Source organism: Streptomyces sp. Tu 3180 (assembly GCF_009852415.1).
Classification (GTDB): Bacteria; Actinomycetota; Actinomycetes; order Streptomycetales; family Streptomycetaceae; genus Streptomyces.
In genome coordinates this window covers 6,603,685-6,627,153 of the sequence record NZ_WOXS01000002.1, presented here as the reverse complement: position 1 = coordinate 6,627,153, position 23,469 = coordinate 6,603,685, and the positions used below count along the sequence as shown (strand labels likewise).

Here is a 23,469-nt window from a genome sequence, read left to right as displayed (position 1 = left end):
TATCCGCGATCTTGGGTAAGGTGAGCCTTACCTTTATCGGCCCGGCTCTCCGAGACGTGGCCCGTCCGTCGTGGAGGGAAATCGCATGCCTGTGCCCGGTTCGGCCGTCGCGGACGCGTACGCCCGCCTGGCGGAGGCCTTCCCCGCGCTGGCCGTCACCGAGCTCGGCGCCGGCGAGGAGCTCCCCCGGGGCGGCGGCTGGGTCGCCGCCTCCGCGCTCGCCGAGGGCGGGGCCGCCCTGGAGGCGTTCCTGGCCTGGGACGACACCCAGGTGCTGCGGGACTACGGGCAGCAGGCCCGCCCGGACGTGATCGCGAGCTTCGGCCTGCACCGCTACGCCTGGCCCGCCTGCCTGCTGATCACCGTGCCGTGGTTCCTGCACCGCCGCGTGCCCCGCTACCCCGTGACGCACGTCTCGTTCGACCGCACCGCCCCCGGCCTCGCCGTGGGCCGCATGGCCGTGCGGCCGGACGGCTTCGCCTGCCTGCCCGGCGACCCCGCGGCCGCGCTGCCCGGCGCCCGGGTGGTGCCCGACGAGGAGGCGCTGCGGGCGGAGGTGCGGGCGGCGGTCGCCGGTCACCTCGAACCCGTCCTGGCCGGCTTCGGCCCGCGCATGCGGCGGCGCGGCCGGGCCCTGTGGGGCATGGCGACCGACGAGATCGTCGAGAGCCTGCGGTACGTCTCCCAGCTGCTCGGCGAGGAGGAGCGGGGACTGCGGGAGCTGGAGCTGCTGCTGCCGGGCGCGACCAAGCCGTACGTCGGCGCGGCGACCTTCCGCCGGCTGACCGGCCCCGGCGGGGAACCGGTGCGCACCCGGGAGCGGGTCAGCTGCTGCATGTTCTACACCCTGCGCCCCGAGGACGTCTGCGCCACCTGCCCGCGCACCTGCGCGGCGGAGCCGGACAAGCAGCTGGTCGCACAGGCCGGCTGACACCGCGTCGGGCGACGGCACCCCCGCCGTCCCGTAAGATCATCGGGCACCGGGGACACCCCGCGCGCACGGATGGTTCACCCTTTCCTCACCCGCCACGGGAACTTTCCGCGGAACCCCCCGTACGGGTAGTCTTGCTCGAACTCAACTCCCGCCCCTCAAGCGACAGTTCGAGCAGAACCCCGCCCTGGGCATACCCTCATACTTCCTTGGCGGCCTCTTGCCCCGAAACCCCCTGAGAGCCGGTGGGATTGGGCCACTATGGCGGGCGTTACGCCCTATCCCAATGCAAGGGACCCCTAGATGAGACTGACCGACATATCGCTGAACTGGCTGCTTCCGGGCGCCGTGCTGCTCCTGGGCATGCTGGCGGCGGTGGCGGTGCTGGCGCGCGGCAAGCGCTCCTCGGTCAAGGACACGAGCGCGGACGACTCGTGGGAGCGCAGCGAGGAGCGTCGCAGGCGCAAGGAGGCCATCTACGGCACCGTCTCCTACGTCCTGCTGTTCTGCTGTGCGGCGGTGGCCGCCGCGCTCTCCTTCCACGGACTGGTCGGCTTCGGCGAACAGAACCTCGGCCTGTCCGGCGGCTGGCAGTACCTCGTCCCGTTCGGCCTGGACGGCGCGGCGATGTTCTGCTCGGTGCTCGCCGTGCGCGAGGCCAGCCACGGTGACGCGGCCCTCGGCTCGCGGATACTCGTGTGGACGTTCGCCTTCGCCGCGGCCTGGTTCAACTGGGTGCACGCGCCCCGGGGCGTCGGACACGACGGCGCTCCCCACTTCTTCGCGGGCATGTCCCTGTCGGCGGCGGTGCTGTTCGACCGCGCGCTGAAGCAGACCCGCCGGGCCGCGCTGCGCGAACAGGGCCTGGTGCCGCGTCCGCTGCCGCAGATCCGCATCGTCCGCTGGCTGCGCGCTCCCCGGGAGACCTACCGGGCCTGGTCGCTGATGCTGCTGGAGGGCGTGCGCAGCCTCGACGAGGCGGTCGAGGAGGTGCGCGAGGACAAGATCCGCAAGGACGAGGCGCGGCAGCGCAGGCGCGACCAGCAGCGGATGGAGCGGGCGCGGCTGAAGGCGATCAGCCGCGGCCACCGCGGTCTCGTCGGCCGGGGCGGCGGACGCCGGCTGGAGACGCCGGCGGTGGAGCGCGGCTCCGACCTCGACATGGTCTCCGCGGAGCCTGCCATATCGGCGACGGAGGCCCTGCCCGTGCCCTCGCGTCCCTCCCTGCAGCCGGTGCGCGGCGGCTCTGACGCGGTGACCGTCGACCTCACCGCCGAGGACGACACCCAGGCGCTGCCGCGTCTGGACTCCCTGGAGCGCAAGCTCAAGGACCTGGAGCAGCAGTTCGGCTGACGGAACGGAAGACGTACGACGGGACGGGGTGCGGCCCGGTGCGGGCCGCACCCCGTCCCGTTCGCACGCCGGGCGGGCCTCAGGCGGCGTCCGCGTCCAGGGCGAACCAGACCGCCTTGCCCACCCCGTGCGCCCTGACCCCCCACGCGTCGGCGAGGGATTCGACCAGCACCAGGCCCCGGCCGTGCGTACCGTCGTCGGCGTCCGGTACGCACGGCCGGGGCTCGCGGGCCACGAAGTCCCGCACCTCGACCCGCAGTCCACGGGGTCCCACGGTGGCCGTCAGGACCGCCTCGCGGTCGGTGTGGACGAGCGCGTTGGTGACGAGCTCACTGGTGAGCAGTTCCGCGATCTCGGACTGCTCCGGCCTCCCCCACGGTCTGAGCAGTTCGCGCAGCGCCCTGCGGGACTCGGGCACCGCCCGCAGGTCCGCCCGCCCCAGCCGGCGCCTCAGCTGCGCCGCGGGCGCCCGCGCCGCCGCGCCCTCGGTCGTCACGCCGTCGGCGGTCGCACCGTCGGCCGTCGTCTCCACGGTCCTCGCCGAGGAGGCTCCGACCGTGGCGGAACCGCCTCCTCGTGCCTTCCTTTCCATGTCCCCCCGCCCGTGTGCCGATGTCGGTCCCCCTGCTGCTCGAACACGTTCACGGGAATGCTTGCCCCGTCATCCGCGCGGCAGTCATGCCGGACCGCCGGTGACCGGTTGTTGGCCGAAGTGCGATGGCCACACAACCGCGCGGGGCCGTCCTCCCGACCCCCGTGGCGAGAGGACGGCCCCGGCTCGCGCGGTGGCCGCGGCGGTCAGTACAGCTTGTCGACGGCCTTCGTCGTCGTCTTCCGGAAGGCGGTCACCGGGGCGTCGTCGAAGTCGCCCATCTGCCCCCAGCTCACGACGGTCACCGTCCTGCCGTCCCGTCCCACGGACAGCAGGTGGACGTCCGTGGCGCCCCAGGACGCGGCGGTGTGCAGACCGTGCACCTGCGCGCCCTCCTCGACCGGGAGCCAGCCGTAGAACCGGCCCTCGGCCTCGGTCTCCGGGTCGGCCTGCTCGATCCGGTCCGCGCAGGAGCGGATCTCCCTGTTCAGCAGGGCGGCCAGCGCCTTGGCCTTGGCCGCGGAACCCGTGACGACGGTGGCCTGCACGGCGCCGGTGTCCAGGTCGGTGGAGAAGACCCGGTGCCGGTAGTCGTAGGCCGGCACGCCCTCGCCCAGGCAGTAGGCGAGCTCCGCCGGGAAGCCGTCGGTGACCGGGCCCGCGGTCCAGTCGGACCAGGGGTGCGGCGGCAGTTCGGACGCCGCGAGGAACTCGGGCGCGGCCTCCTTCGGCGCGGCCCCGGCGGGCGCCGTGAGTGCCGTGCCGGCGGTGAGGGCGGCGACGGTGAGGGCGGCCAGGGCGGCGGCTCGGGTGCGCATGGGCATGGGCATGGGTGTCCCCCGTGAGGAGTGCGGTGTGGAATGCGTGGTGAAATGCGGAACGGCACGCCGGGAGGCGGCCGGGACGGTCCGTCCGGCAGCCGCCGGGGCGGTGCCAAGAGCATCGGCCGCCCGGGGGGACGGGTGCAAGCACCGCCGCCGGATTCACCGGCATGGAACCGTCCCACCCCTTCCGACGTGCAGGTATACGAGGTGCCTGGGATACCCGGGATGCCCGCGGGACCCGGTCCCCGGGGCCGGGCCGGGCCGGACGAGTGCGGGGTGACGGTGTCGGTACAGGACGACGTGGCGCGGTTCGCGGCGCTGCTGCGGGAGTTGAAGGAGCGCACGGACCGCAGTTACGGCTCGCTGGCCCGCCGCGTCCACATGAACACCTCCACGCTGCACCGCTACTGCGCCGGCGAGGCGGTCCCCGTCGACTTCGCGCCCGTGGAGCGCTTCGCCGCCCTGTGCGGTGTGTCGAGCGAGGAGCGCCTGGAACTCCACCGCCGCTGGCTGCTCGCGGTGGCGGCACGGCGCAGGCCGCGCACGGCGGAGGCGGCGGGGGCGGCCGGCGGTGAGGACGCGGGACCGGGCGCGGGCTCGGGTCCGGGTGCGGGTGCGGTCCCGGGCTCGGGCTCGAATCCGGATGCGGTCCCGGGCGAGCGCGCCGCCGCCGGGGAGCCGGTCGCCGGACCCGCCACTGCCGAGGAGCCGGTCGCCGGACCCGTCACCGACGGCGGGACGACCACCGGATCAGGCCACGCGCACGGGACGACCACCGCACCGGACACCCCGAGCCGGCCGGACGCCCCGGCGCGCCCCGCCGGAGGGGCGGGCGGCGGGTCCGGGGGATCCGGGCACACGAGCGACCCGGTGGCCGAGGGGGACGTCGTGAGCGGCCCCCGAGCGGACGACGCGCGCGGCCGGCCCTGGTACCGCCGTAAGCGCGTCGCCGTCGCACTGGCCGTCTCCTGTGCGCTGCTCGCCACCGTGGGAAGTCTCTCCGCCCTGCCCGGCGACGGCCGGCGCCCCTCCGCCGGCGGGGGACCCTCCGCCGGCGGAGGGCCTTCCGCCGCCCCGGGCGTCTCCGTGCCGGCGGATCCCGCGACGCCCCGCGCCCGTGCCTCGTCGCCCGCCCCGTCCGCTTCCCCGGCGCCGGGCAGGAGCCCCGTCTCCACCGGCGCACCGCGCGAGTCCTCCGCCCCGGCCGCCGGTCCGGCCACCCCGGCGGACCCGGCCCCCGCCGGGCCTCCCCTCACCTGGACGGTCGACTCCCAGGCGTGGGCGCACGGCTGCGGCCACGACTACGTCATCGCCAAGCCCCCGCAGCAGGTCCCCCCGCCGCCCGCTCCCCAGGACGCCGGGACCTGGGCGGCGACGCAGTCGGCCGTGCACGGGGGCGAGACGATCGTCGGGCTGTCGGTGCAGGGGACGTCCGACACGGCCGTCGTCCTCACGGCGCTGCGCGTCCGCGTGGTCGGCCGCGGCGCCCCCGCCCCGGGGAACGCGTACGCCATGGACCAGGGGTGCGGCGGCGCGCTCACCCCGCGGTACTTCGCCGTGGACCTGGACAAGGACCGGCCGCTCGCCCGCGCGGTCGCCGGGAACGACGCCGGCACGCCGATCCCGGCGGTGCGCATGCCCTACCGGGTCTCGGCGACCGATCCGGAGGTGCTGCTGGTCACCGCCCGGACCGGGACCTGCGACTGCCGCTGGTACCTGGAGCTGGACTGGTCCTCCCGGGGCCGCACCGGCACGGTCCGCGTCGACGACCACGGCCGCCCGTTCCGCACCAGCGGCATCGAGGGCCTGCCCCGCTACGAGTACGACACCTCGGCCCGCCGCTGGGCGCCCCGAACGGAGTGAACCCCCTTACGGGCGGGGCACGTTGCGCAGGTTGGACCGGGCCATCTGCAGCATCCGGCCGACCCCGCCGTCCAGCACGACCTTGGAGGCGGACAGGGCGAAGCCGGTCACCATCTCCTTGCTGATCTTCGGCGGGATGGACAGCGCGTTGGGATCGGTGACGACGTCGACGAGGGCCGGGCCCTTGTGCCTGAACGCGTCCTTCAGGGCCCCGGCGAGCTCCTTCGGCTTCTCCACGCGCACCCCGTGGGCGCCGCAGGCGCGGGCGACGGCGGCGAAGTCGGGGTTCCGCATGGCGGTGCCGTGCGAGGGCAGCCCGGCGACCAGCATCTCCAACTCGACCATGCTCAGGGAGGAGTTGTTGAACAGGACCACCTTCACCGGCAGGTCGTACTGGACCAGGGTGAGGAAGTCCCCCATCAGCATGGAGAACCCGCCGTCGCCGGACATCGACACGACCTGCCGGCCGCGGTCGGTGAACTGCGCCCCGATCGCCATGGGCAGCGCGTTCGCCATCGAGCCGTGGGAGAACGAACCGATGACCCGGCGGCGGCCGTTGGGCGAGATGTAGCGGGCCGCCCAGACGTTGCACATGCCCGTGTCGACGGTGAACACCGCGTCGTCGTCGGCCATGTCGTCCAGGACGGACGCCACGTACTCGGGGTGGATCGGCACGTGCTTGTCCACCTTCCGCGTGTACGCCTTCACCACCCCCTCCAGCGCGTCCGCGTGCTTCTTGAGCATCCGGTCGAGGAACCTGCGGTCGTCCTTGGCCCGGACCCGCGGCGTCAGACAGCGCAGGGTCTCCTTGACGTCGCCCCACACCGCCAGGTCCAGCTTGGAGCGCCGGCCCAGGTTCTCGGGCCGCACGTCGACCTGGACGATCTTCACGTCGTCGGGGAGGAAGGCGTTGTACGGGAAGTCGGTGCCGAGCAGGATCAGCAGGTCGCACTCGTGGGTGGCCTCGTAGGCGGCGCCGTAGCCGAGCAGTCCGCTCATGCCGACGTCGTAGGGGTTGTCGTACTGGATCCACTCCTTGCCGCGCAGCGCGTGCCCGACCGGGGACTTGATCTTCTGGGCGAACTCCATGACTTCGGCGTGCGCGCCCTTGGTGCCGGCGCCGCAGAACAGGGTGACCTTCCCGGCCTCGTCGATCATGTCGACGAGGCGGTCGATCTCGGCGTCGCCGGGGCGGACCGTGGGGCGGGAGGTGACGAGGGCGGTCTCGGGTGCCTGCTCCGGGGCGGGCTCGTCGGCGATGTCGCCGGGGAGGGAGACGACGCTGACGCCGGAGCGGCCGACCGCGTGCTGGATGGCGGTGTCCAGCAGCCGGGGCATCTGCCGCGGGTTGGAGATCAGTTCGCTGTAGTGGCTGCACTCGCGGAACAGCTGGTCGGGGTGGGTCTCCTGGAAGTAGCCGAGGCCGATCTCGCTGGACGGGATGTGCGAGGCGAGGGCGAGGACCGGGGCCATGGAGCGGTGGGCGTCGTAGAGGCCGTTGATGAGGTGGAGGTTGCCGGGGCCGCAGGAGCCGGCACAGGCCGCCAGCCTGCCCGTGATCTGGGCCTCGGCGCCGGCGGCGAAGGCGGCGGTCTCCTCGTGCCGGACGTGGATCCAGTCGATGGCGGAGTTGCGGCGCACGGCGTCGACGACGGGGTTGAGGCTGTCCCCGACGACACCGTAGAGGCGTTTGACCCCCGCCCGGGTGAGGATGTCGACGAACTGTTCCGCGACGTTCTGTTTGGCCATGGTTCTCGTCTGCCCCTTCGGGTCTCCTTGAAGGTCCCTCCGGGTTCATGAATTCACACCGGCCCCGCTCACGCCTCCCAGACGGCGACGGCCGTGCGGTCGTCCGCGTACCCCTTGACCCGTACCTGCGTGTCGGCGAGGAACGCGGCGAGGCCGGGCGGTTCGGGGCCGGACCAGCGGTCGGCCAGGTGGGCGCGGAACTCCTCCTCACCGCGCAGCGGCTCGGCGAAGCCGGTCCCGCACATCAGCAGGGTGTCCCCCGGCTGGGCTACGGAGGTGCGGAAGCGGAACGGTTCGCGGGGTGGTTCCGGGGCCGGTTCGTACGGGCTCGGGGGCGTGGGGATGCCCAGGTCCATGGTGAGGCGGTCGCCCTCGGGGGTCTCGGCGGGCGGCGAGCCGAAGCCGAGGACGGGCTCCCCCCTGACCTCGGTGACCCGCGGTTCGATGTCCTGCCACTCGCCGTCCCGCAGCCGGAACAGCCCGCCGGGGCCGACGCCGAAGAAGACGCGGGTGCGGCAGTCGGGGTCGGCGGGCAGCAGGAGGCAGCGCAGGGTGGCCGCGTAGGCGTCGGGTTCGAGGCCCTGCTCGGCCGCGCCGGCGCGGAGCCTGCCGAGACTGCGGTCGGTGAGGCGGTGCAGGCCGGACTTGAGGTCGCCGCGCCGGGCGGCCCTGATGTCCTCGACGAGGCGGGCGTGGCTGCGGCCCACCGCCCGGCCGATCCACCGGCAGGCCTCGGCCGCGGCGCGGTGCGTCCCGGGCGCGGCCCGGCTCCCCGTCGCGACCGCCACGAGGACCAGCGCCTGCTCCCCCGTCCCGAACCGCGCCGCCAGCAGGGCGTCGCGGCGCGGTTCCCCCCGGTACCGGGCGGAGTCCCCGCGCACGGAGGCGGCCCGCAGGGTGCAGGCCCCGTAGCGGGCGCCGTCCAGCACGGTGTCCGGGACCAGGTCGTCCAGCTCGTCGGGGTCGGCCGCCGGGAGGGCGGTGGGCTCGGCGTCGTACGTGGGCGGCCGGGACCCGACGTAGGCGAGGGAGGGGGGTGGGTCCGGGGGCGGTCCCGGGTGCGAGGCGCGGGGGCCGGCGGCGGTGGGGGCGGGAACGGCCGGCGGGGGGTCCTGCGGGACGGGGGGCACGGGCGGAGCCGGGGGCACGGGCGGAGCGGGGGGCACGGGCGGGGCGCCGTCCGGCACGGGGGGCACGGTCCGCGGAGGGGATCCGGCCGCCGTTCCCCGGTCTCCTCCCGACGTGGCCCCGCCCGGAAGGCCGGCGCCCGTCGCGAAGGTCACGGGGCCTTCCGGGGTGGTGGGCGGCTCCCACGGGGCGCGCTGCGGGGGTAAGGCCGGGCGGCGTGGGGGGTGCGCCGTCGCCCCGTCGGGGAAGGACCGGGGGGCCGGCACCCCGGGGGCGGCAGACGCGTCCGCCGGAGGCGGGTCCGCCGGCGCGCTGTCCGCCGGGGGCGGGTCCGGCGGGAGCGCGTCCGCCCGGGGCGGGTCCCCGTGCAGCGCTCCGGACGCGGAGGCGAAGCGGTCGTCCAGGGAATCGGGCCCGGTCGCGGGGCCCGTGTCACCGACGGTGGCGTCGCCGTACAGCTCCTCCCACCAGTCGTCCTCGCGACCGGTGGGCCTTCCCCCCTGCTGGCTCATGCCCCCGATTGTCCCCCGCACCGGCCGGATGGGAACGGGGCAACCGGAAAATCGGTGGCCCGCGCCGCGCACGGGACGGCCTGTCGGGTGACCGGTGGGACGGCTGTGCGAACGGAGTGCCGCGGCCGACCCGGCCGCGGGTGCGCACCGCGCCGACGAGGCCCCTCCCCGGCCGTCCCGCACCGCCCGCGCCGTCCTGCGCCGTGCCCCGGCCTCCCGCACCCTGGACAGATGGGAGCGTGGGACCTCCTGCTGGTCGGACTGGTGCTCCTGCTCGGCCTGTACGGAGTGCTGCTGCCCGGAGTACCGGGGTCATGGCTGGTGTGGGCCGCGGTCCTGTGGTGGGCGCTGGAGGACCCCCGGCCCGTCGCGTGGTGGGTGCTCGTGGGGGCGACCGCCGTGCTGTTCCTCTCCCAGGCGGTGCGCTGGGCGCTGCCGCCCCGCCGGCTGCGGGCGGGCGGTGACGACGGCCGGATGCTGGCGTACGCGGGCTGGGGCTCGCTCCTCGGTTTCGTCCTGCTGCCCGTGCTCGGCGCGGTCCCGGGCTTCCTCGCCGGGATCTACCTCGGTGAGCGGCTCCGTCTGGGCCGCCACGGCGAGGCGGTCACGGCGCTGCGCTCGGCGCTGCGCTCGGGCGGCTGGAGCGTGCTGGCCGAGCTGTTCGCCTGCCAGCTGATCACGGCGGCGTGGCTGGGCGCGGTGTTCTGGGGCTGACCCGCGTCACGGCCGCAGCACGCCCTCGTGCGTGAGCAGCCGCACCTTCCGCTCCAGCCCGCCCGCGTACCCGGTCAGCGACCCGTCGGCGCCGATCACCCGGTGGCAGGGGCGGACGATCAGCAGGGGGTTCGCGCCGATCGCCCCGCCGACGGCCCGCACGGCGGCCCGGGGCGCGCCGATCCGCGCGGCGATCTCGCCGTAGGACACGGTCGCCCCGTAGGGGACGTCGTCGAGCGCGGCCCAGACCTTCTCCCGGAAGGGGGTGCCGGCGGTGCGCACGGCCAGCCGGAACTCCTGGAGCTCGCCGGCGAAGTACGCGGCGAGCTGCTGTCCGGCCGCGCGGAACGGGCCGGGGTCGCGCCGCCAGCCGTCCTGCACGGTGCGCCCGCCTTTCTGCCCGGGCACGGAGAGCGAGGTCAGCTCGCCGGTCGGAGCGGCGGTGAGCAGGAGCGGCCCGAGGGGGCTGTCCGCACTCGTCCAGTACGTCGTGCTGGTCGTGGTGTTCGTCATCGTGCTCATCGGTACTCCAACTCCCCTGCCGCGCGCAGGTGGTTCAGGGCGTACGAGCGCCAGGGGCGCCAGCCGTCGGGGACGTCGGGGCCGGGCGGGGCCACGTCCGGGTCGCCGAGGGCGCGGGTGCGGATCTCGGCGATCGTGCGGGCGTCCAGGCCGGGCACGGCGCCCAGGGCGTCCTGGGCGCCGTCCCGGTCGGCGCCGGGGCCGAGGCGTACGGTGCCGTCGGCGAGGGCGGCGGTGAGCGCGCCCAGGGTGCCGCCGGGCTCGGCCTCGGCGAGGACGCCCGGTTCGGGGAACAGGTGGGTGAGGCCGCCGCAGGGGGCGTCGAGGACCTTGCCGTACCGCTGGACCAGCCGGGCGGCCTCGTCGCGGCCCACCAGGGCGCGCACCGCCAGCTCCTCCGGGTCGGCGGCCCCAGGCGAGCGCAGCCCGGGCCGGGCGGCGACCAGCGGGGCGAGCCGGGGGTCGGCGCCGAGCCGCTCGTCGACGGCGTACGGGTCGGCGTCCAGGTCGAACAGCCGCCGCAGCCGGTGTACGGCGGTGGTCAGGTCGCGCGGGTCGGTGAGGTGGATGCGGGCGTCGAGCCAGCCGCCGGGGTGGGCGCCCGATCCGGTGCGCGCGGCGCCGGGGCGCTCGTCGACGGCGACGATGCCGGTGCCGTAGGGGAGGCGCAGCGTGCGCCGGTAGGTGCGGGCGCCCGGAGCGCCGCTCACGTCCTCGACGCCCGGGACGGCCTCGCGTTCCAGCAGGTCGAAGACGGGTCCGGACGGGTAGGGGCCGCGGTGGGCGAGCCGCAGGGGGATCCCGGAGACGGGGGTGGCGGCGCGGCGGGCCGCCCGGCCGCCGCGGGGCGCGGTGGCGCGCAGTTCGCTGGGCGTGGTGGCGTACACGGCCCGGATGGTGTCGTTGAACTGCCGCACGCTGGCGAACCCGGAGGCGAAGGCGACCTGGGTGACCGGGAGCCCGGTGGTCTGGAGCAGCACGCGCGCGGCGTGCGCCCGCTGTGCCCGGGCGAGCGCGACGGGTCCGGCGCCGAGCTCCCCGGTGAGCTGCCGCTGCACCTGCCGGGCGCTGTAGCCGAGCCGTGCGGCGAGTCCGGCGACGCCCTCGCGGTCGACCACGCCGTCGGCGATCAGCCGCATGGCCCGGCCCACGACGTCGGCCCGCACGTTCCACTCGGCGGAGCCGGGGACGGCGTCCGGGCGGCACCGCCGGCAGGCCCGGAAACCGGCGCCCTGGGCCGCGGCCGCGGTCGCGAAGAACCGCACGTTGCGCCGGTTCGGCGTGACCGCGGGGCAGCTGGGCCGGCAGTAGATCCCGGTCGTCCGCACGGCGAAGAAGAACGCACCGTCGAACCGGGCGTCCCGACTGCGCACCGCCTCGTACCTGCTGTCCTCGTCCATCACACCGTCCAGTCTCCACCGGCCGGGGAGCCTCGGCTGGCGGAAACCGGACATGAAGGTGAGGGTGAGGGGGCGGTCTGCGGGGACCGCCCCTGCCCGGCTACTTCCAGCGGCCGCGCTTCGCCTCCATCGCCGCCCTTCCGATCGCGCCCTTGCGCTTCCAGTCCTTGCGGATCTCCGCGCGGAGCCTCGCGTCGGTCTTGGCCACGATGTACTGGTTCTCCCGCAGCAGCTTGCGGTAGCTCTCCAGACGGCGCTGCGGGAGGGCACCGTCCTCGACGGCGCCGAGGACCGCGCAGCCCGGCTCGCTCTCGTGGGCGCAGTCGTGGAAGCGGCAGCCCTCGGCGAGTTCCTCGATCTCGGAGAACACCTGGCCGACGCCGGTGCCGGCGTCCCACAGGCCGACGCCCCGCAGGCCGGGCGTGTCGATGAGGACGCCCCCGCCGGGCAGCGCCAGCAGGTTGCGGGTGGTCGTGGTGTGGCGGCCCTTGCCGTCGACGTCCCGGGTGGCCCGGACGTCCATCACGTCCTCGCCGAGCAGCGCGTTGGCGAGCGTGGACTTGCCCGCGCCGGACTGCCCGAGCAGCACCGACGTCCCGCCGGCCGTGATCGCGGCGAGGACGTCGAGTCCGTCCCCGTCCCTGGCACTGACGGGGAGCACCGGCACGCCGGGCGCGCTGGTCTCCACGTCCTGGACGAGGTGCGCCCGGGTCACCGCGTCCGGCACGAGGTCGGCCTTGGTGAGCACGACCACCGGCTGCGCCCCGGACTCCCAGGCCAGCGCGAGGAACCGCTCGATCCGGGCCAGGTCGAGCTCGACGGCGAGGGAGACGGCGACGACGGCGTGGTCGACGTTGGCGGCGAGGATCTGCCCCTCGGACCGCTTGGAGGAGGTGGAGCGCACGAAGGCGGTACGGCGCGGCAGGTACGCGCGCACGTAGCGCGGGTTCCCGCCGGGTTCGACGGCGACCCAGTCACCCGTGCACACGACCCGCAGGGGGTCGTGCGGGGTGACGAAGGCGGTGTCGACCTGCACGGTCCCGTCGCCGGTGACGACGTCGCACTGCCCGCGGTCGACCCGCACCACGCGCCCGGGCAGCAGCCCCTGCGCGCCGTACGGGGAGAACGCGGCCGCCCACTCCTCGTCCCAGCCGTAGGGAGCGAGAGCGTGCGAGGAAGCCGGAACGGAAGAGGAGAGATTCAAGGGAGACCCTTCGAAGGGCGGCCCCGGCACCGCGCGTCACGAGCGCGGCAGAGGAAGGAGTGTCAGCCGAGGGCCACGGAGGTGGGATGAACGAGCGTCCGGATGCGGTCAGCACCCCTCACAAAGACAGTCATCGGTCACACCTCCCTTTCACCGCACGCCGGTCACAGCAGCAGCCGACGGCCCTGCTCACTTCCGCGCCACAGCCTAGAGGCCCGACCACCCGGACGGCCAACCCTTTTTCCGGCATCCGTCCTCACCCCGTCACCCGGCCCGACGACGCCCCGCGCACGGTCCGGCTCGCGGCGCCCACCGCCGAAACCCCCGACCCGGCCGGCCCCGTCACGGTCCTGGTCCACGCCCGCAACCCCGCACCCGCCGAGCGCCGTTCACGCACCGGCCCGCGCCGCGCCGCGCCGGACGCACCCCGTCGCCCCGCGCCCGCGACAGGGCCGAAGGCGGCGCCGGACACGGAGCGACCGTGCCCACCGGCGTCACGCCCCCGATCGTCACCGACCGGCCCCGGTGTTCCGGTCCCGGCGTGAAATCAGCCGATCGGCCCAGCGCTTGCGGGATGGCCGGGAGTGTATGAGTGTGGTTGGTGGAACATCCGCTGCAGGGAGTCGGCTGAGCGCCCAGAAGCATCCGGGAGCGCGGAGCACGGCCAGCCACGAACCCCGTAGCCAGCAGCGTGATGTCAGGCTCCGCCCTTGACGGCGGGCGCGCTCCACTCCCCATGGACGGCACCTCGCACGCCGTCGCGCCCCTGCCCCGGCCTGCGCTCGTCGCGCACGGCCGTCGGAGCCGCCCTGAAGCACATCACCGCTCGATGGAGGCTGAAATGCCTACTCGCACCAGGACCACTCTCGGAGCCATGGCCGTCCTGGCCTCGGTCGCAGTCGCCGCGCCCATAGCGGTCGGCACCGCGGCGCACGCAGACCCCGACAACCCGAGGGTGGTTGTCAGCGGAACCGCGAGTTGCCTTCGGCAGGGTGACGACTCGAGCCCGACCAGGGTGTCGATCACCACCCAGCTCCCCCAGGCCACCGTCCGCTCGACCAGCATCAGCACCGAGGCCACGAGCGCGCTGTACAGCCTGACCTTCAACAACATCCCGGCGACCGGTACTCCGGCGACGGCGACGGTCACCTGCCAGGCCCCCGACGGCAACGAGACGAGCTTCCAGGTACCGCTCAGGGTGATCCGCCCGGCTCTCGCCGACGTCCTCACCCTGCCCAGGAACCTCGCCTGAGCGCGTCCTCGAACCCCGACGAAGTCGTTTCTCGTCGGGGTTCGTCGTGCCCGGTGCACAACAGCGGGCCGGCAGCAGCGGGTCGGGGTGCCGGCGGGACCGTCCTCGAGCACACCGCCGGTCGAGGTGACCCCGGCCCGCCCGGAGCCGGACGCGCGGCCCCGCGCGACCGGCTCCGCCCCGTGGGCGCCGTGGGACCCCGTCACCCGGTGGCGCAGGGGCGGCCGTTGAGGGTGATGTCGGTGGGCGGGGAGTTCCTGCCGGTCCAGGAGGCGAGGAAGCCGAAGGCGAGCCTTCCGCCCGCCGGGACCGTGCTGTTGTAGTCGGCGGCGGTGGCGGTGACGCGGGAGCCGTCCTGGCTCGCGGTGGCGTCCCACATCTGGCGGACCCGCTGGCCGTCCCGGAAGGAGAAACCGACGCGCCAGGAGTCGAGGGGTTCCCGTGGGGTGACGGTGACGGTGGCCTGGAAGCCGTCGGGCCACTGGTTGACCAGGTCGTAGACGACCCGGCAGGGGGCCTCACCGCCGCGGGCGGTGGTCTCCGGCGCGGCGGTGGCCGTGGAGGTTCCCTGGGGCTCGGGTTCGGGGCCGGGGCCCTTGCGGTCCGGTGTGCGCCCGGCGGGCCGCTTCGGGGCCCCGGAGGACGCGGAGGAGGACGCAAAGGACGCCGAGGGGGACGGCGCGGCGGGGGCGGGCGACAGGGACGGGCCGGGGTCGGCCGCCGGCCGGCGGCCGGTGCCGGGACGCGCGGCGCTCTCGGCCTCCGTGTCGCCGAACGGCATCAGCGAGACCGCGAGCGCGAGGGCGGAGACCAGGACGGCGGCCACCAGCAGGCCGTTGCGGGCGGCGCGCGCCCCGGCCGTACCGTCCGCCGGGTCGCCGTGCTCCGGGTCGGTCCCGTCCCGGCCTCCGGCCCCGAGCCGTGCCTCGGCGGCCCGGCGGCGGCGTTCCAGGTAGGCGAGGCCGCCCCAGCCGATCACCCCGCCGGCCAGTGCCCCGGGCAGTCCCCCGGTGTGCAGCCGCAGGCAGGCGGCGGCCTCGGCGCACGGCACGCAGGTGGCGAGGTGGCGGGAGAGGTCGCCGGGGGTGTCGGCGGCGGGCGAGCGGGTGACGGCGTCGAGCAGCCGGGCGTAGCTGCGGCACTCGGCGTCCAGCGGCGAGTCGAGGTGGTTGCGGTGGCAGCGGTTGCGGAACGCCTCGGCCGCCTGGGCGAGTTCGTCGGTCGCGGTGGCGGGGTCGAGACCGAGGCGGCGGGCCACCAGGGGCAGCGGCAGGGCCTCCACCTCGGCCAGCCACAGCAGTTCGGCGTCCGCCTGCTGCAGGTCGCGCAGGGCGCGCAGGGCGACCGGGCGCTCCAGGGGCGGACCCGTGTGGCGGGCGGCCCTGTCGGAGTGGAGCCACAGCCGCAGGTCGGGGTCGAGCCGGTGGCCCCGCCCCTCGTCCTCCCAGGCCGTTGCCGTGGTGCGGACGGCGGTCAGCAGCAGGGGTATCCGGGGCAGCCGGGAGGAACGGCGGCCGGTGCCGCGGACGGTGCCCGTCTCGGCGGCGCGGAGCTCCCGCACGCCCTGTGCGAACGCCTCGCGGGCCAGTTCCGCGGCAGCGGTGGATCCGGCCGTGCACAGGTCGGCGTAGGAGAGCACCGCGTCCCAGCACTCGGAGAACAGTGCCGCCTCGTCGGCGTCCTGGGGGCTCGGCAGGTCGGGCATGAGTCTCCCGCATCACGAAGGAGGTCAACTCGCCATAGCGGCATTGGAGTTGGGGAAACCTCGCGGCAGTGGCCGAGCTTTTCACGTTCCCGACACAACTGACAAGCGCCGCCCTTACTTTCCGTGGCGGCATCGCGGCCCCTCGCCGGGACCATACGCAAGGAAGGCCGGAACGTCTCGGTTCCGGCCTTCCCGGTCTTCCTTCCCGGTGCCTCAGACCGCCTCGACGGGCTCCTGGGCCGGGAGGCTGTCCATGAAGGAGCTGACGGAGAACACCGCCCGGCCGGGTCCGGGCGGGCCGTAGCCGGGGGGCGAGGACAGGCCGAAGTCGTCCATGGTGGCGCGGTAGGCCTCGAGCAGCCGGATGTGGTACTCCAGCGGGGCGCCCTGCGGGTTGGCCTTGCCGAGCGGGGTGGTCGGCTCCGGGCACCAGGTGGTGAACCGGGGCGTGATGCCGTGCGACATGAAGAAGCGCAGGCCCTCGGTGGTGGAGGCGATGGCCTCGTCGACCGTCTTGAAGCCGAAGGGCTCGGCCATCTCCACGCCCGCCACGAAGTTGGGGATCACGTTGCGCGCGCCGAAGACGTCGGCGGAGTCCAGGATGCGCCGGTGCCACTCGTCGCGGCCGACGTAGCGCTCCTTGCCCGGGCAGTACATCTTGAACAGGTACTCGTCCCACACCTCGTAGTTGGGGTGGTAGATCTGCACGCCGTAGTCCTTGAAGCGCTGCACGTCGTCCTTGGGCAGCGCCTGGGCGACGACCTTGCCGATCCAGCGGCCGGGGAAGCGCTCCTCGATGGCCTTGGCGTAGTGGCCGTAGAAGTCGGCCTCGTCACGGCCGCCGACGGTCTTGGTGACGGCGCCGCCGGTGAGGGTGTAGGCGGTGGAGGCCTTCGCCGTGTCGTAGCGGTCGATGATCTCCAGGGCCTCGAGGACCTCCTCGACGTCCTTCACCCCGGTGTAGGGCCGGCCGGCCGCCTTGTGCTGGCGCCAGTTGTGGTTGATGTCGCAGTACTGGCACTCCTCCTTGGCGCCGAAGTACTGGCAGACCCGGAAGACGGTCAGGTAGATCAGGTAGCCCCACTGGATGGTGGGCGCCACCTCCATGACCGACTTCCCGTTGGAGAGGGTGTGCCGGTAGTACTCGGGCATCGGCGGCACCCCGACGTCGGCGATCCGCTTCCCGTCGAGGTAGAGCCCGAGCACGCCGTCCCCGTTCGCGGCGACGCGGTACGGCGAGGAGGGGTTCACCCGCACCGAGACCACGGTGCGGCGCAGGTCGTAGGGGCCGCCGGTGAGGATGATCTCCTCCGGCGGGCGCCTCAGCGCGGCCTCGCCCAGCTCGGGCAGGGTGCCGTGGTCGAAGGAGAAGATGAAGTACGACTTCGGCTTGACCTCGCCGCTCTCGTTGTCGCTGAGGGCGGACGGGTCGAAGGCCACGCCGCCCCGGAGCAGGTCCTCCTTGAAGACGGCCTCCCGCGGCACGTGCGGGAACCGCTCCATCAGATCCTCGACCAGCGCGGTACGGCTGCCCATCTAGTGTCTCCTCCCGGCTCGGACGTACGACTCCTCACGGTATGCCCCCGCTCGGGCGTCCGGCGTGCCGGGTCCCCCCACGTGGCGTGGACCACTCCCGCGCGCCGGTGGAGAAATCGCTTGCCGACCGGTGGCGGGACCGGCTGTCCCGGGCGCGGGGGTGCGAGGTAGGTTCCGGCGGGGCCCTTTTCCGGCCCCGTTCCCGGGAAGGACGACCGATGACCGAGACCGTGACGAACTGGGCGGGCAACATCACCTACACCGCCAAGGAGCTGCACCGCCCGCACACCCTGGACGCGCTGCGGGCGCTGGTCGCCGGGAGCTCCCGGGTGCGGGTCCTGGGCAGCGGGCACTCCTTCAACGAGATAGCCGAGGCCGGCGAGGACGGCGTCCTGCTCTCCCTCGACGCGCTGCCCCCGCAGGTGGACGTGGACACCGCGGCCCGGACGGTCCGGGTCGGCGGCGGCGTGCGGTACGCCGAGCTGGCCCGGCGGGTGCACGGGCACGGGCTGGCGCTGCCGAACATGGCGTCGCTGCCGCACATCTCGGTGGCCGGCTCGGTCGCCACCGGCACGCACGGCTCCGGGGTCGGCAACGGCCCGCTCTCCTCGGCCGTGCGCGAGGTGGAGCTGGTCACGGCGGACGGTTCGACGGTGCGGATCGGCCGGGAGGACCGGGCCCGGTTCGGCGGGGCGGTCACCGCGCTGGGCGCGCTCGGGGTCGTCACCGCGCTCACCCTGGACCTGGAGCCGGCGTTCGAGGTCGAGCAGCACGTGTTCACCGAACTGCCGTCGGCGGGGCTGGACTCCGCCGCGTTCGAGGCGGTGATGTCGGCGGCGTACAGCGTGAGCCTGTTCACCGACTGGCGGGCGCCGGGCTTCCGGCAGGTGTGGGTGAAGCGGCGCACCGACCAGCCGCTGCCGGACTTCCCCTGGGCCGCTCCGGCGGCCGAGAAGATGCACCCGGTGCCGGGGATGCCGGCGGTCAACTGCACCGAGCAGTTCGGGGTGCCGGGGCCGTGGCACGAGCGGCTGCCGCACTTCCGGGCGGAGTTCACGCCGAGCAGCGGGGCGGAGCTGCAGTCGGAGTACCTGATGCCGAGGGAGTCGGCCGTCGCCGCGCTGCGGGCGCTGGACGGCGTCCGGGAGACGGTCGCCCCGGTGCTGCAGACGTGCGAGGTGCGGACCGTCGCCGCCGACGACCAGTGGCTCAGCCCCTCCTACGGGCGGGACACCGTGGCCGTCCACTTCACCTGGGTCGAGGACACCGCGGCGGTGCTGCCCGTGGTGCGGCGGGTGGAGGAGGCGCTGGCGCCGTTCGGGGCGCGGCCGCACTGGGGCAAGGTGTTCACCACGCCGGCGGCGGAGCTGCGCGCCCGCTACCCGAGGCTGGAGGACTTCAAGGCCCTGGTCCGCGCCGTGGACCCGGCGGGCAGGTTCACCAACGCGTTCGTCCGGGACGTCCTCGGCGACTGACCCCCACCGCCCCCGGCCGGGCTTCGTCGAGCCCCTTTGCGAACCCCTTGTCGAAGGTTCCGCCTCCTCGTAGCCTTGCCGCGCGTCGGTGCCGGGTCGGCCGGCCCGGCAGGGAGGGGGCGGCTCCGGTGAAGCGCACGTCGCGGGACATCCGCACGGCCAACCGCTACCGGGTGCTGCGCCGGATCGTCGCCGCGGCGCCGACCTCCCGGCAGGAGCTGGCGGCGGCCACCGGCCTCAGCCTCGCCACCGTCGCCACCCTGGTCGGCGAGCTGCTCGACCTCGGCATGATCACCGAGGTCGGCTTCGAGGACTCGGCCGGCGGCCGCCCCCGGGGCCTGGTGGCCGTCAACGCCTCGGGCGGCGCGCTGATCGGCGTCGACCTGGCGGAGACCTACGTCCGGGTCGAGCTGTTCGACCTGGCGCTGAACGTGCTGGCCCGCGCCGAGGAGGGCATGCGTCCCGGCGAGAACCGGCCCGGGCAGGTCGTGGACCGGGTCGCCGCGGCGGTCGGTTCGGTGGTGGCCCGGGCCGGGGTGGAGGGCACGCGGGTGCTCGGGGTGGGGGTGAGCATGCCGGGCCAGGTGGACCGGGACACGGGCGTCTGCGCGTACGCGCCGAACTGGGACTGGCACGACGTGCCCCTGCTCGACCTGCTCGCCGACCGCATCGCCCACCCCCTGCACCTGGACAACCCGTTGCGGGCCTGCGCGGTGGCCGAGCTGTGGTTCGGGGCGGCGCGCGGGCACGGGGACGCGGTGGTGGTCAACCTGGGGACCGGGGTGGGCGCCGGGCTGGTGCTGGGCGGCGAGGTGCACCGGGGCGTGAGCAACAGCGCCGGCGAATGGGGCCACACCACGCTCGTCCTGGACGGCCGCCCCTGCCACTGCGGCGACCGCGGCTGCGTGGAGGCGTACACCGGCGCACCCGGGATCATGCTCAACCTGCGGGAGACGAGCCCGGACAGCCCGCTGCTGCGGCCCGGGGACCAGACGGCCACCGTCGACGCGCTCGCCCGGGGAGTGCGGGCCGGCGATCCGGTGGCGGTACGGGTGCTCGGGCACACCGCCCGCTACCTCGGCGCAGGGGTCGCCGGCCTGATCAACCTCTTCAACCCGGAGGTGGTCGTGCTCAGCAGCTGGGTCGCGGCCGCGTTCGGCGAGCCGCTGCTCGACGAGGTGCGCGAGGCCGTCGCCCGGCACGCGCTCCACCGCCCGCTGGCCGCCACCCGGATCGTCCTCTCCCCGATCCCGACCGATCCGGTGTGCCTGGGGGCGGCGGCGTTCGCGCTGGAGGGCGCGCTGCAGTCGGCGGGACGGGGCAGCGGCGGACGCGCCGCACGCGCACGCCGGGCCTCTTGAAGAGCAACGCCCCACGCCGGGACCCTGAGGGGCAACGCCCCACGGCGCCGGGCCCGTTCACCATCACCAGCAGGCCCGCCGCGCGCCGAGCGGACTTCGTCCGACCCCTTGCCGAAGTGGTGGACGAAGGTTAACGTCCCGCACCGCAGGTCCCTGAGCGCCACCCGCCGCAGCCGCACCCGAGACAAGGACCGCCGACATGCCGGCACGGAGCACCAGCACCGCCGAACCGTCCGGCGATCCGGCGGCCGGCTCCGCCCGGCCGCCGCGGGACCCGGCGGTCACCGGCGTGGCGCGCACCGCCGGCTTCCCCCTCACCTCCGCGGCCACGGCCCCCTCCCTCCTCCCCCGGTGCGCGTGCCCCCGTCCCTCCGGCGCCGGCCGGTCCGGGGCGTCGCGCGGACGGGGACCGGGGGCCGGACCAGGACCAGGACCGAGCTAGGAGACCCCATGTCATCGCACACCCCGGCGGCCGGTCACGTCGAGGACGTCTCCCCCGGCCGCGGGACCCTGCCCCCGCGTGCCCGGTACGCGTCCTCGGACGCGGCGTCCCTCTCCCTGAACGGCGGCTGGCGCCTGCGGGTGTCCGCGACCGCCGACGCCGAGGACGACTCGTTCGCCGAGCCCGGGTACGACTGCGGGGACTGGGCGGAGGTGACCGTGCCCGGCCACTGGGTGCTCCAGGGCCACGGCGCGCCGATCTACACCAACCACCTCTACCCCTTCCCCGTCGACCCGCCGCACGTCCCCACCGAGAACCCGACCGGTGACCACCTGCGCCTCTTCGACCTGCCCGGGGACTGGCCGGACGAGGGCGGTGCCGTGCTCCGCTTCGACGGGGTCGAGTCGTGCGCCCGGGTCTGGCTGAACGGCACGGAGCTCGGGGAGTTCAAGGGCTCGCGGCTGCCGCACGAGTTCGCGGTCGGGCACCTGCTGGAGCCGTCCGGGAACGTCCTCGCGGTCCGGGTCCACCAGTGGTCGGCGGGGTCGTACCTGGAGGACCAGGACCAGTGGTGGCTGCCCGGCATCTTCCGCGACGTGACGCTGCTGCACCGCCCGGCGGGCGCCGCCGGGGACTTCTTCGTGCACGCCTCCTACGACCACGTCACCGGCGAGGGCACCCTGCGCGTCGACTCCGACGTCGATGGACGCGTGGTGGTCGAGGAGCTGGGCATCGACGTGGCGGCCGGCGAGCCGGTCACCCTCCCGGTCGAGCCGTGGACCGCCGAGACGCCCCGGCTGTACGACGGGGTGCTGGCCACGGCGGGCGAACGGGTCCGGCTGCGCATCGGCTTCCGCACGGTCGTCGTCAAGGACGGCCTGATCAAGGTCAACGGCACGGCGGTGCTCTTCAGGGGCGTCAACCGGCACGAGTGGCACCCGCGCCGGGGCCGTGCGCTGGACCCGGACACCATGCGTCAGGACGTGCTGCTGATGAAGCGGCACAACGTCAACGCCGTCCGCACCTCCCACTACCCCCCGCACCCGGCCTTCCTCGACCTGTGCGACGAGTACGGGCTGTGGGTGATCGACGAGTGCGACCTGGAGACCCACGGCTTCGTCGAGCAGGACTGGCGCGACAACCCCGTCGACGACGACCGCTGGACCCCGGCCCTGCTCGACCGCGCCGCCCGCATGGTGGAGCGGGACAAGAACCACCCGTCGGTCGTGATGTGGTCCCTCGGCAACGAGGCGGGCACCGGGCGCGGCCTGACCGCGATGGCCGGCTGGATCCACCACCGGGACCCCTCCCGCCCGGTGCACTACGAGGGTGACGCCGACTGCCGTGACACGGACGTGTACGCGCGGATGTACCCGCCGCACGCCGAGGTGGAGCGGATCGCCCGGGGCCTGGACGGCGGCACCCGCCGCAGGCGGCGACTGCCGCTCGTCCTGTGCGAGTACGGGCACGCCATGGGCAACGGCCCCGGCGGACTCACCGAGTACCAGGAGCTGTTCGAGCGGTACGACCGGCTCCAGGGCGGTTTCGTCTGGGAGTGGATCGACCACGGCATCGAGCACCCGGAGCTGGGCTACGCCTACGGCGGTGACTTCGGCGAGGAGCTGCACGACGGCAACTTCGTCTGCGACGGGCTGCTCTTCCCGGACCGCACGCCCTCACCGGGGCTGATCGAGTACAAGAAGGTGATCGAGCCGGTCCGGATCGAGGCCGGCGACGCGGACGGCACCGTACGGGTGACCAACCGCTACGACCACACGGACCTGTCCCACCTGGAGTTCGCGTTCTCCCACCAGGTGGACGGCCGGCCGACGGGAGGGCGCCGGCTCGCCGTGCCGCCGCTCGCCCCCGGGGAGTCGGCCGAGGTCGAGCTGCCCGGGGCGCCGGACGGCGGGGGCGGGGAGGTGCAGTGGACGGTGCGCGCGCTGCTCGCCGAGGACGCGTCCTGGGCCGGCCGGGGCCACGAGGTGGCCTGGGCGCAGCGGACGGTGGCCCGGCGCGCCCCGCTGCCGGCGGCGGCCGGCGTGCGGCCCCGCGCCGACGGGGACCGGATCACGCTGGGGCCGGCCGTCTTCGACGCCCGCACCGGCGCGGTGCGCACCGTCGCCGGTGTGCCGGTGCGCGATCTGCGCCTGGACGTGTGGCGGGCGACCACCGACAATGACGACGGCGCGCCCTGGCAGCCGGACACCCGGTACGGGCCGCTCTGGCGCGAGCTGGGCCTGCACCGCGTGCGGCACCGCCTGGAGGCCGTCGAGACGGACGGCGAGGCGCTGACCGTACGCACCCGGGTGGCGCCCGCCGGCCGGGAGACGGGCCTGCGGACGGCGTACCGCTGGACGTCCGACGGCACGCGCGTGCGGCTGACCGTGTCGGTCGTGCCGGAGGGCGACTGGCGGGTGCCGCTGCCCCGGCTGGGCGTCCGCTTCGGGCTCGAGGGGTCCCCGGGGGATCCCGTCCGCTGGTTCGGCGGCGGGGGCGAGGCGTACCCGGACACCGGGGCCGCGTCCAGGGACCTGCTGTGGGACGCGAGCGTCGAGGACCTGCAGACGCCCTATGTGCGCCCGCAGGAGAACGGTGCCCGCGCCGACGTGCGCTGGGCGGAGATCGGTGGTCTGCGGATCGACGGCGACCCGGAGTTCCGGTTCACGGCCAGGCCCTGGACCACCGAGCACCTGGACGCCGCCCGGCACCTCACCGACCTCGTCCCCGGCGACACGGTCTGGGTCACCCTCGACCACCGGCAGCACGGCATCGGCTCCCAGTCCTGCGGCCCGGGCCCGCTGCCCCGGTACTTCCTGTGGCCGGAGCCCGCGGAGTTCTCGTTCGTCCTCTCCGAGCCGGCCGGCTGACGAGCGGCTCCGGGGAACGGGTGGCGGTCGGCGGGG

At 74.9% G+C, this 23,469-nt stretch carries 17 protein-coding genes; 8 read left to right on the top strand and 9 right to left on the bottom strand.

The window, feature by feature from the left end; translation table 11 throughout:
* Positions 1–85: 85 nt before the first annotated feature.
* Positions 86–931, top strand: coding sequence for a (2Fe-2S)-binding protein (locus tag GL259_RS30425; RefSeq protein ID WP_159536475.1), 846 nt, complete (start codon positions 86–88; stop codon positions 929–931).
* A 303-nt stretch (positions 932–1,234) separates the two neighbouring features.
* A complete protein-coding gene (locus tag GL259_RS30420; RefSeq protein WP_159536474.1) occupies positions 1,235–2,284 on the top strand; it encodes a DUF2637 domain-containing protein in 1,050 nt (349 codons plus the stop codon).
* A gap of 79 nt (positions 2,285–2,363) precedes the next feature.
* On the opposite strand, the gene GL259_RS30415 is transcribed toward GL259_RS30420, so the two are convergent.
* Both GL259_RS30415 and GL259_RS30410 read right to left on the bottom strand, forming a co-directional pair.
* Positions 2,364–2,876 (bottom strand): ATP-binding protein, encoded by a 513-nt coding sequence (locus tag GL259_RS30415; protein ID WP_243762422.1) that lies wholly within the window; start codon positions 2,874–2,876, stop codon positions 2,364–2,366.
* Between the two features lie 206 nt (positions 2,877–3,082).
* Positions 3,083–3,700, bottom strand: coding sequence for a hypothetical protein (locus GL259_RS30410; RefSeq protein ID WP_159536473.1), 618 nt, complete (start codon positions 3,698–3,700; stop codon positions 3,083–3,085).
* Between the two features lie 282 nt (positions 3,701–3,982).
* Here GL259_RS30410 and GL259_RS30405 point away from each other — a divergent pair, with 282 nt between their 5' ends.
* Complete coding sequence (locus GL259_RS30405; protein ID WP_243762607.1) at positions 3,983–5,563, top strand: helix-turn-helix transcriptional regulator; 1,581 nt, start codon at positions 3,983–3,985, stop codon at positions 5,561–5,563.
* Between the two features lie 6 nt (positions 5,564–5,569).
* On the opposite strand, the gene GL259_RS30400 is transcribed toward GL259_RS30405, so the two are convergent.
* Positions 5,570–7,312, bottom strand: coding sequence for a pyruvate dehydrogenase (locus tag GL259_RS30400; RefSeq protein ID WP_159536471.1), 1,743 nt, complete (start codon positions 7,310–7,312; stop codon positions 5,570–5,572).
* A gap of 68 nt (positions 7,313–7,380) precedes the next feature.
* Complete coding sequence (locus tag GL259_RS30395) at positions 7,381–8,952, bottom strand: protein phosphatase 2C domain-containing protein (RefSeq protein WP_159536470.1); 1,572 nt, start codon at positions 8,950–8,952, stop codon at positions 7,381–7,383.
* A gap of 231 nt (positions 8,953–9,183) precedes the next feature.
* Between GL259_RS30395 and GL259_RS30390 the strand changes: the two genes are divergently transcribed.
* The gene (locus GL259_RS30390) at positions 9,184–9,666 is read left to right on the top strand and encodes a DUF456 domain-containing protein (protein ID WP_159536469.1); all 483 of its coding nucleotides are present in this window, start codon (positions 9,184–9,186) and stop codon (positions 9,664–9,666) included.
* Between the two features lie 6 nt (positions 9,667–9,672).
* Here GL259_RS30390 and GL259_RS30385 read toward each other — a convergent pair whose 3' ends face one another.
* From GL259_RS30385 to rsgA, 3 genes are all read right to left on the bottom strand, one after another.
* Positions 9,673–10,179 (bottom strand): methylated-DNA--[protein]-cysteine S-methyltransferase, encoded by a 507-nt coding sequence (locus GL259_RS30385; protein WP_159539115.1) that lies wholly within the window; start codon positions 10,177–10,179, stop codon positions 9,673–9,675.
* A gap of 5 nt (positions 10,180–10,184) precedes the next feature.
* Positions 10,185–11,588 carry an AlkA N-terminal domain-containing protein gene (locus GL259_RS30380; RefSeq protein ID WP_159539113.1) on the bottom strand — a complete coding sequence of 468 codons (1,404 nt, stop codon included), beginning with the start codon at positions 11,586–11,588 and terminating at the stop codon, positions 10,185–10,187.
* 100 nt (positions 11,589–11,688) lie between these two features.
* Complete coding sequence (gene rsgA, locus GL259_RS30375) at positions 11,689–12,792, bottom strand: ribosome small subunit-dependent GTPase A (RefSeq protein WP_159536468.1); 1,104 nt, start codon at positions 12,790–12,792, stop codon at positions 11,689–11,691.
* Between the two features lie 1,015 nt (positions 12,793–13,807).
* Here rsgA and GL259_RS30370 point away from each other — a divergent pair.
* Positions 13,808–14,044: a hypothetical protein gene (locus GL259_RS30370; RefSeq protein ID WP_159536467.1), complete on the top strand. Its 237-nt coding sequence runs from the start codon at positions 13,808–13,810 to the stop codon at positions 14,042–14,044.
* A 202-nt stretch (positions 14,045–14,246) separates the two neighbouring features.
* Here the strand turns inward: GL259_RS30370 and GL259_RS30365 are convergent, their stop codons facing one another.
* Complete coding sequence (locus tag GL259_RS30365; protein ID WP_159536466.1) at positions 14,247–15,749, bottom strand: cellulose-binding domain-containing protein; 1,503 nt, start codon at positions 15,747–15,749, stop codon at positions 14,247–14,249.
* Positions 15,750–15,962: 213 nt separating this feature from the next.
* The gene (locus GL259_RS30360) at positions 15,963–17,285 is read right to left on the bottom strand and encodes a radical SAM protein (protein WP_159536465.1); all 1,323 of its coding nucleotides are present in this window, start codon (positions 17,283–17,285) and stop codon (positions 15,963–15,965) included.
* Between the two features lie 218 nt (positions 17,286–17,503).
* Between GL259_RS30360 and GL259_RS30355 the strand changes: the two genes are divergently transcribed.
* The 3 genes from GL259_RS30355 to GL259_RS30345 all read left to right on the top strand — a co-directional run bounded on the left by GL259_RS30355 (position 17,504) and on the right by GL259_RS30345 (position 23,433).
* Positions 17,504–18,760, top strand: a complete 1,257-nt coding sequence (locus GL259_RS30355) for a D-arabinono-1,4-lactone oxidase (RefSeq protein WP_159536464.1) — start codon at positions 17,504–17,506, stop codon at positions 18,758–18,760.
* Positions 18,761–18,888: 128 nt separating this feature from the next.
* The gene (locus tag GL259_RS30350) at positions 18,889–20,121 is read left to right on the top strand and encodes an ROK family transcriptional regulator (protein ID WP_159536463.1); all 1,233 of its coding nucleotides are present in this window, start codon (positions 18,889–18,891) and stop codon (positions 20,119–20,121) included.
* Positions 20,122–20,571: 450 nt separating this feature from the next.
* Complete coding sequence (locus GL259_RS30345; protein ID WP_159536462.1) at positions 20,572–23,433, top strand: glycoside hydrolase family 2 TIM barrel-domain containing protein; 2,862 nt, start codon at positions 20,572–20,574, stop codon at positions 23,431–23,433.
* Positions 23,434–23,469: the final 36 nt, after the last annotated feature.

Excerpts from the sequence above, each read along its gene's own strand:
- GL259_RS30425 (WP_159536475.1), top strand. The coding sequence starts at position 86 with ATGCCTGTGCCCGGTTCGGCCGTCGCGGACGCGTACGCCCGCCTGGCG.
- GL259_RS30420 (WP_159536474.1), top strand. The coding sequence starts at position 1,235 with ATGAGACTGACCGACATATCGCTGAACTGGCTGCTTCCGGGCGCCGTG.
- GL259_RS30415 (WP_243762422.1), bottom strand. The coding sequence starts at position 2,876 with ATGGAAAGGAAGGCACGAGGAGGCGGTTCCGCCACGGTCGGAGCCTCC.
- GL259_RS30410 (WP_159536473.1), bottom strand. The coding sequence starts at position 3,700 with ATGCCCATGCGCACCCGAGCCGCCGCCCTGGCCGCCCTCACCGTCGCC.
- GL259_RS30400 (WP_159536471.1), bottom strand. The coding sequence starts at position 7,312 with ATGGCCAAACAGAACGTCGCGGAACAGTTCGTCGACATCCTCACCCGG.
- GL259_RS30395 (WP_159536470.1), bottom strand. The coding sequence starts at position 8,952 with ATGAGCCAGCAGGGGGGAAGGCCCACCGGTCGCGAGGACGACTGGTGG.
- GL259_RS30390 (WP_159536469.1), top strand. The coding sequence starts at position 9,184 with ATGGGAGCGTGGGACCTCCTGCTGGTCGGACTGGTGCTCCTGCTCGGC.
- GL259_RS30385 (WP_159539115.1), bottom strand. The coding sequence starts at position 10,179 with ATGACGAACACCACGACCAGCACGACGTACTGGACGAGTGCGGACAGC.
- GL259_RS30380 (WP_159539113.1), bottom strand. The coding sequence starts at position 11,588 with ATGGACGAGGACAGCAGGTACGAGGCGGTGCGCAGTCGGGACGCCCGG.
- GL259_RS30365 (WP_159536466.1), bottom strand. The coding sequence starts at position 15,749 with ATGCCCGACCTGCCGAGCCCCCAGGACGCCGACGAGGCGGCACTGTTC.
- GL259_RS30360 (WP_159536465.1), bottom strand. The coding sequence starts at position 17,285 with ATGGGCAGCCGTACCGCGCTGGTCGAGGATCTGATGGAGCGGTTCCCG.
- GL259_RS30355 (WP_159536464.1), top strand. The coding sequence starts at position 17,504 with ATGACCGAGACCGTGACGAACTGGGCGGGCAACATCACCTACACCGCC.
- GL259_RS30345 (WP_159536462.1), top strand. The coding sequence starts at position 20,572 with ATGTCATCGCACACCCCGGCGGCCGGTCACGTCGAGGACGTCTCCCCC.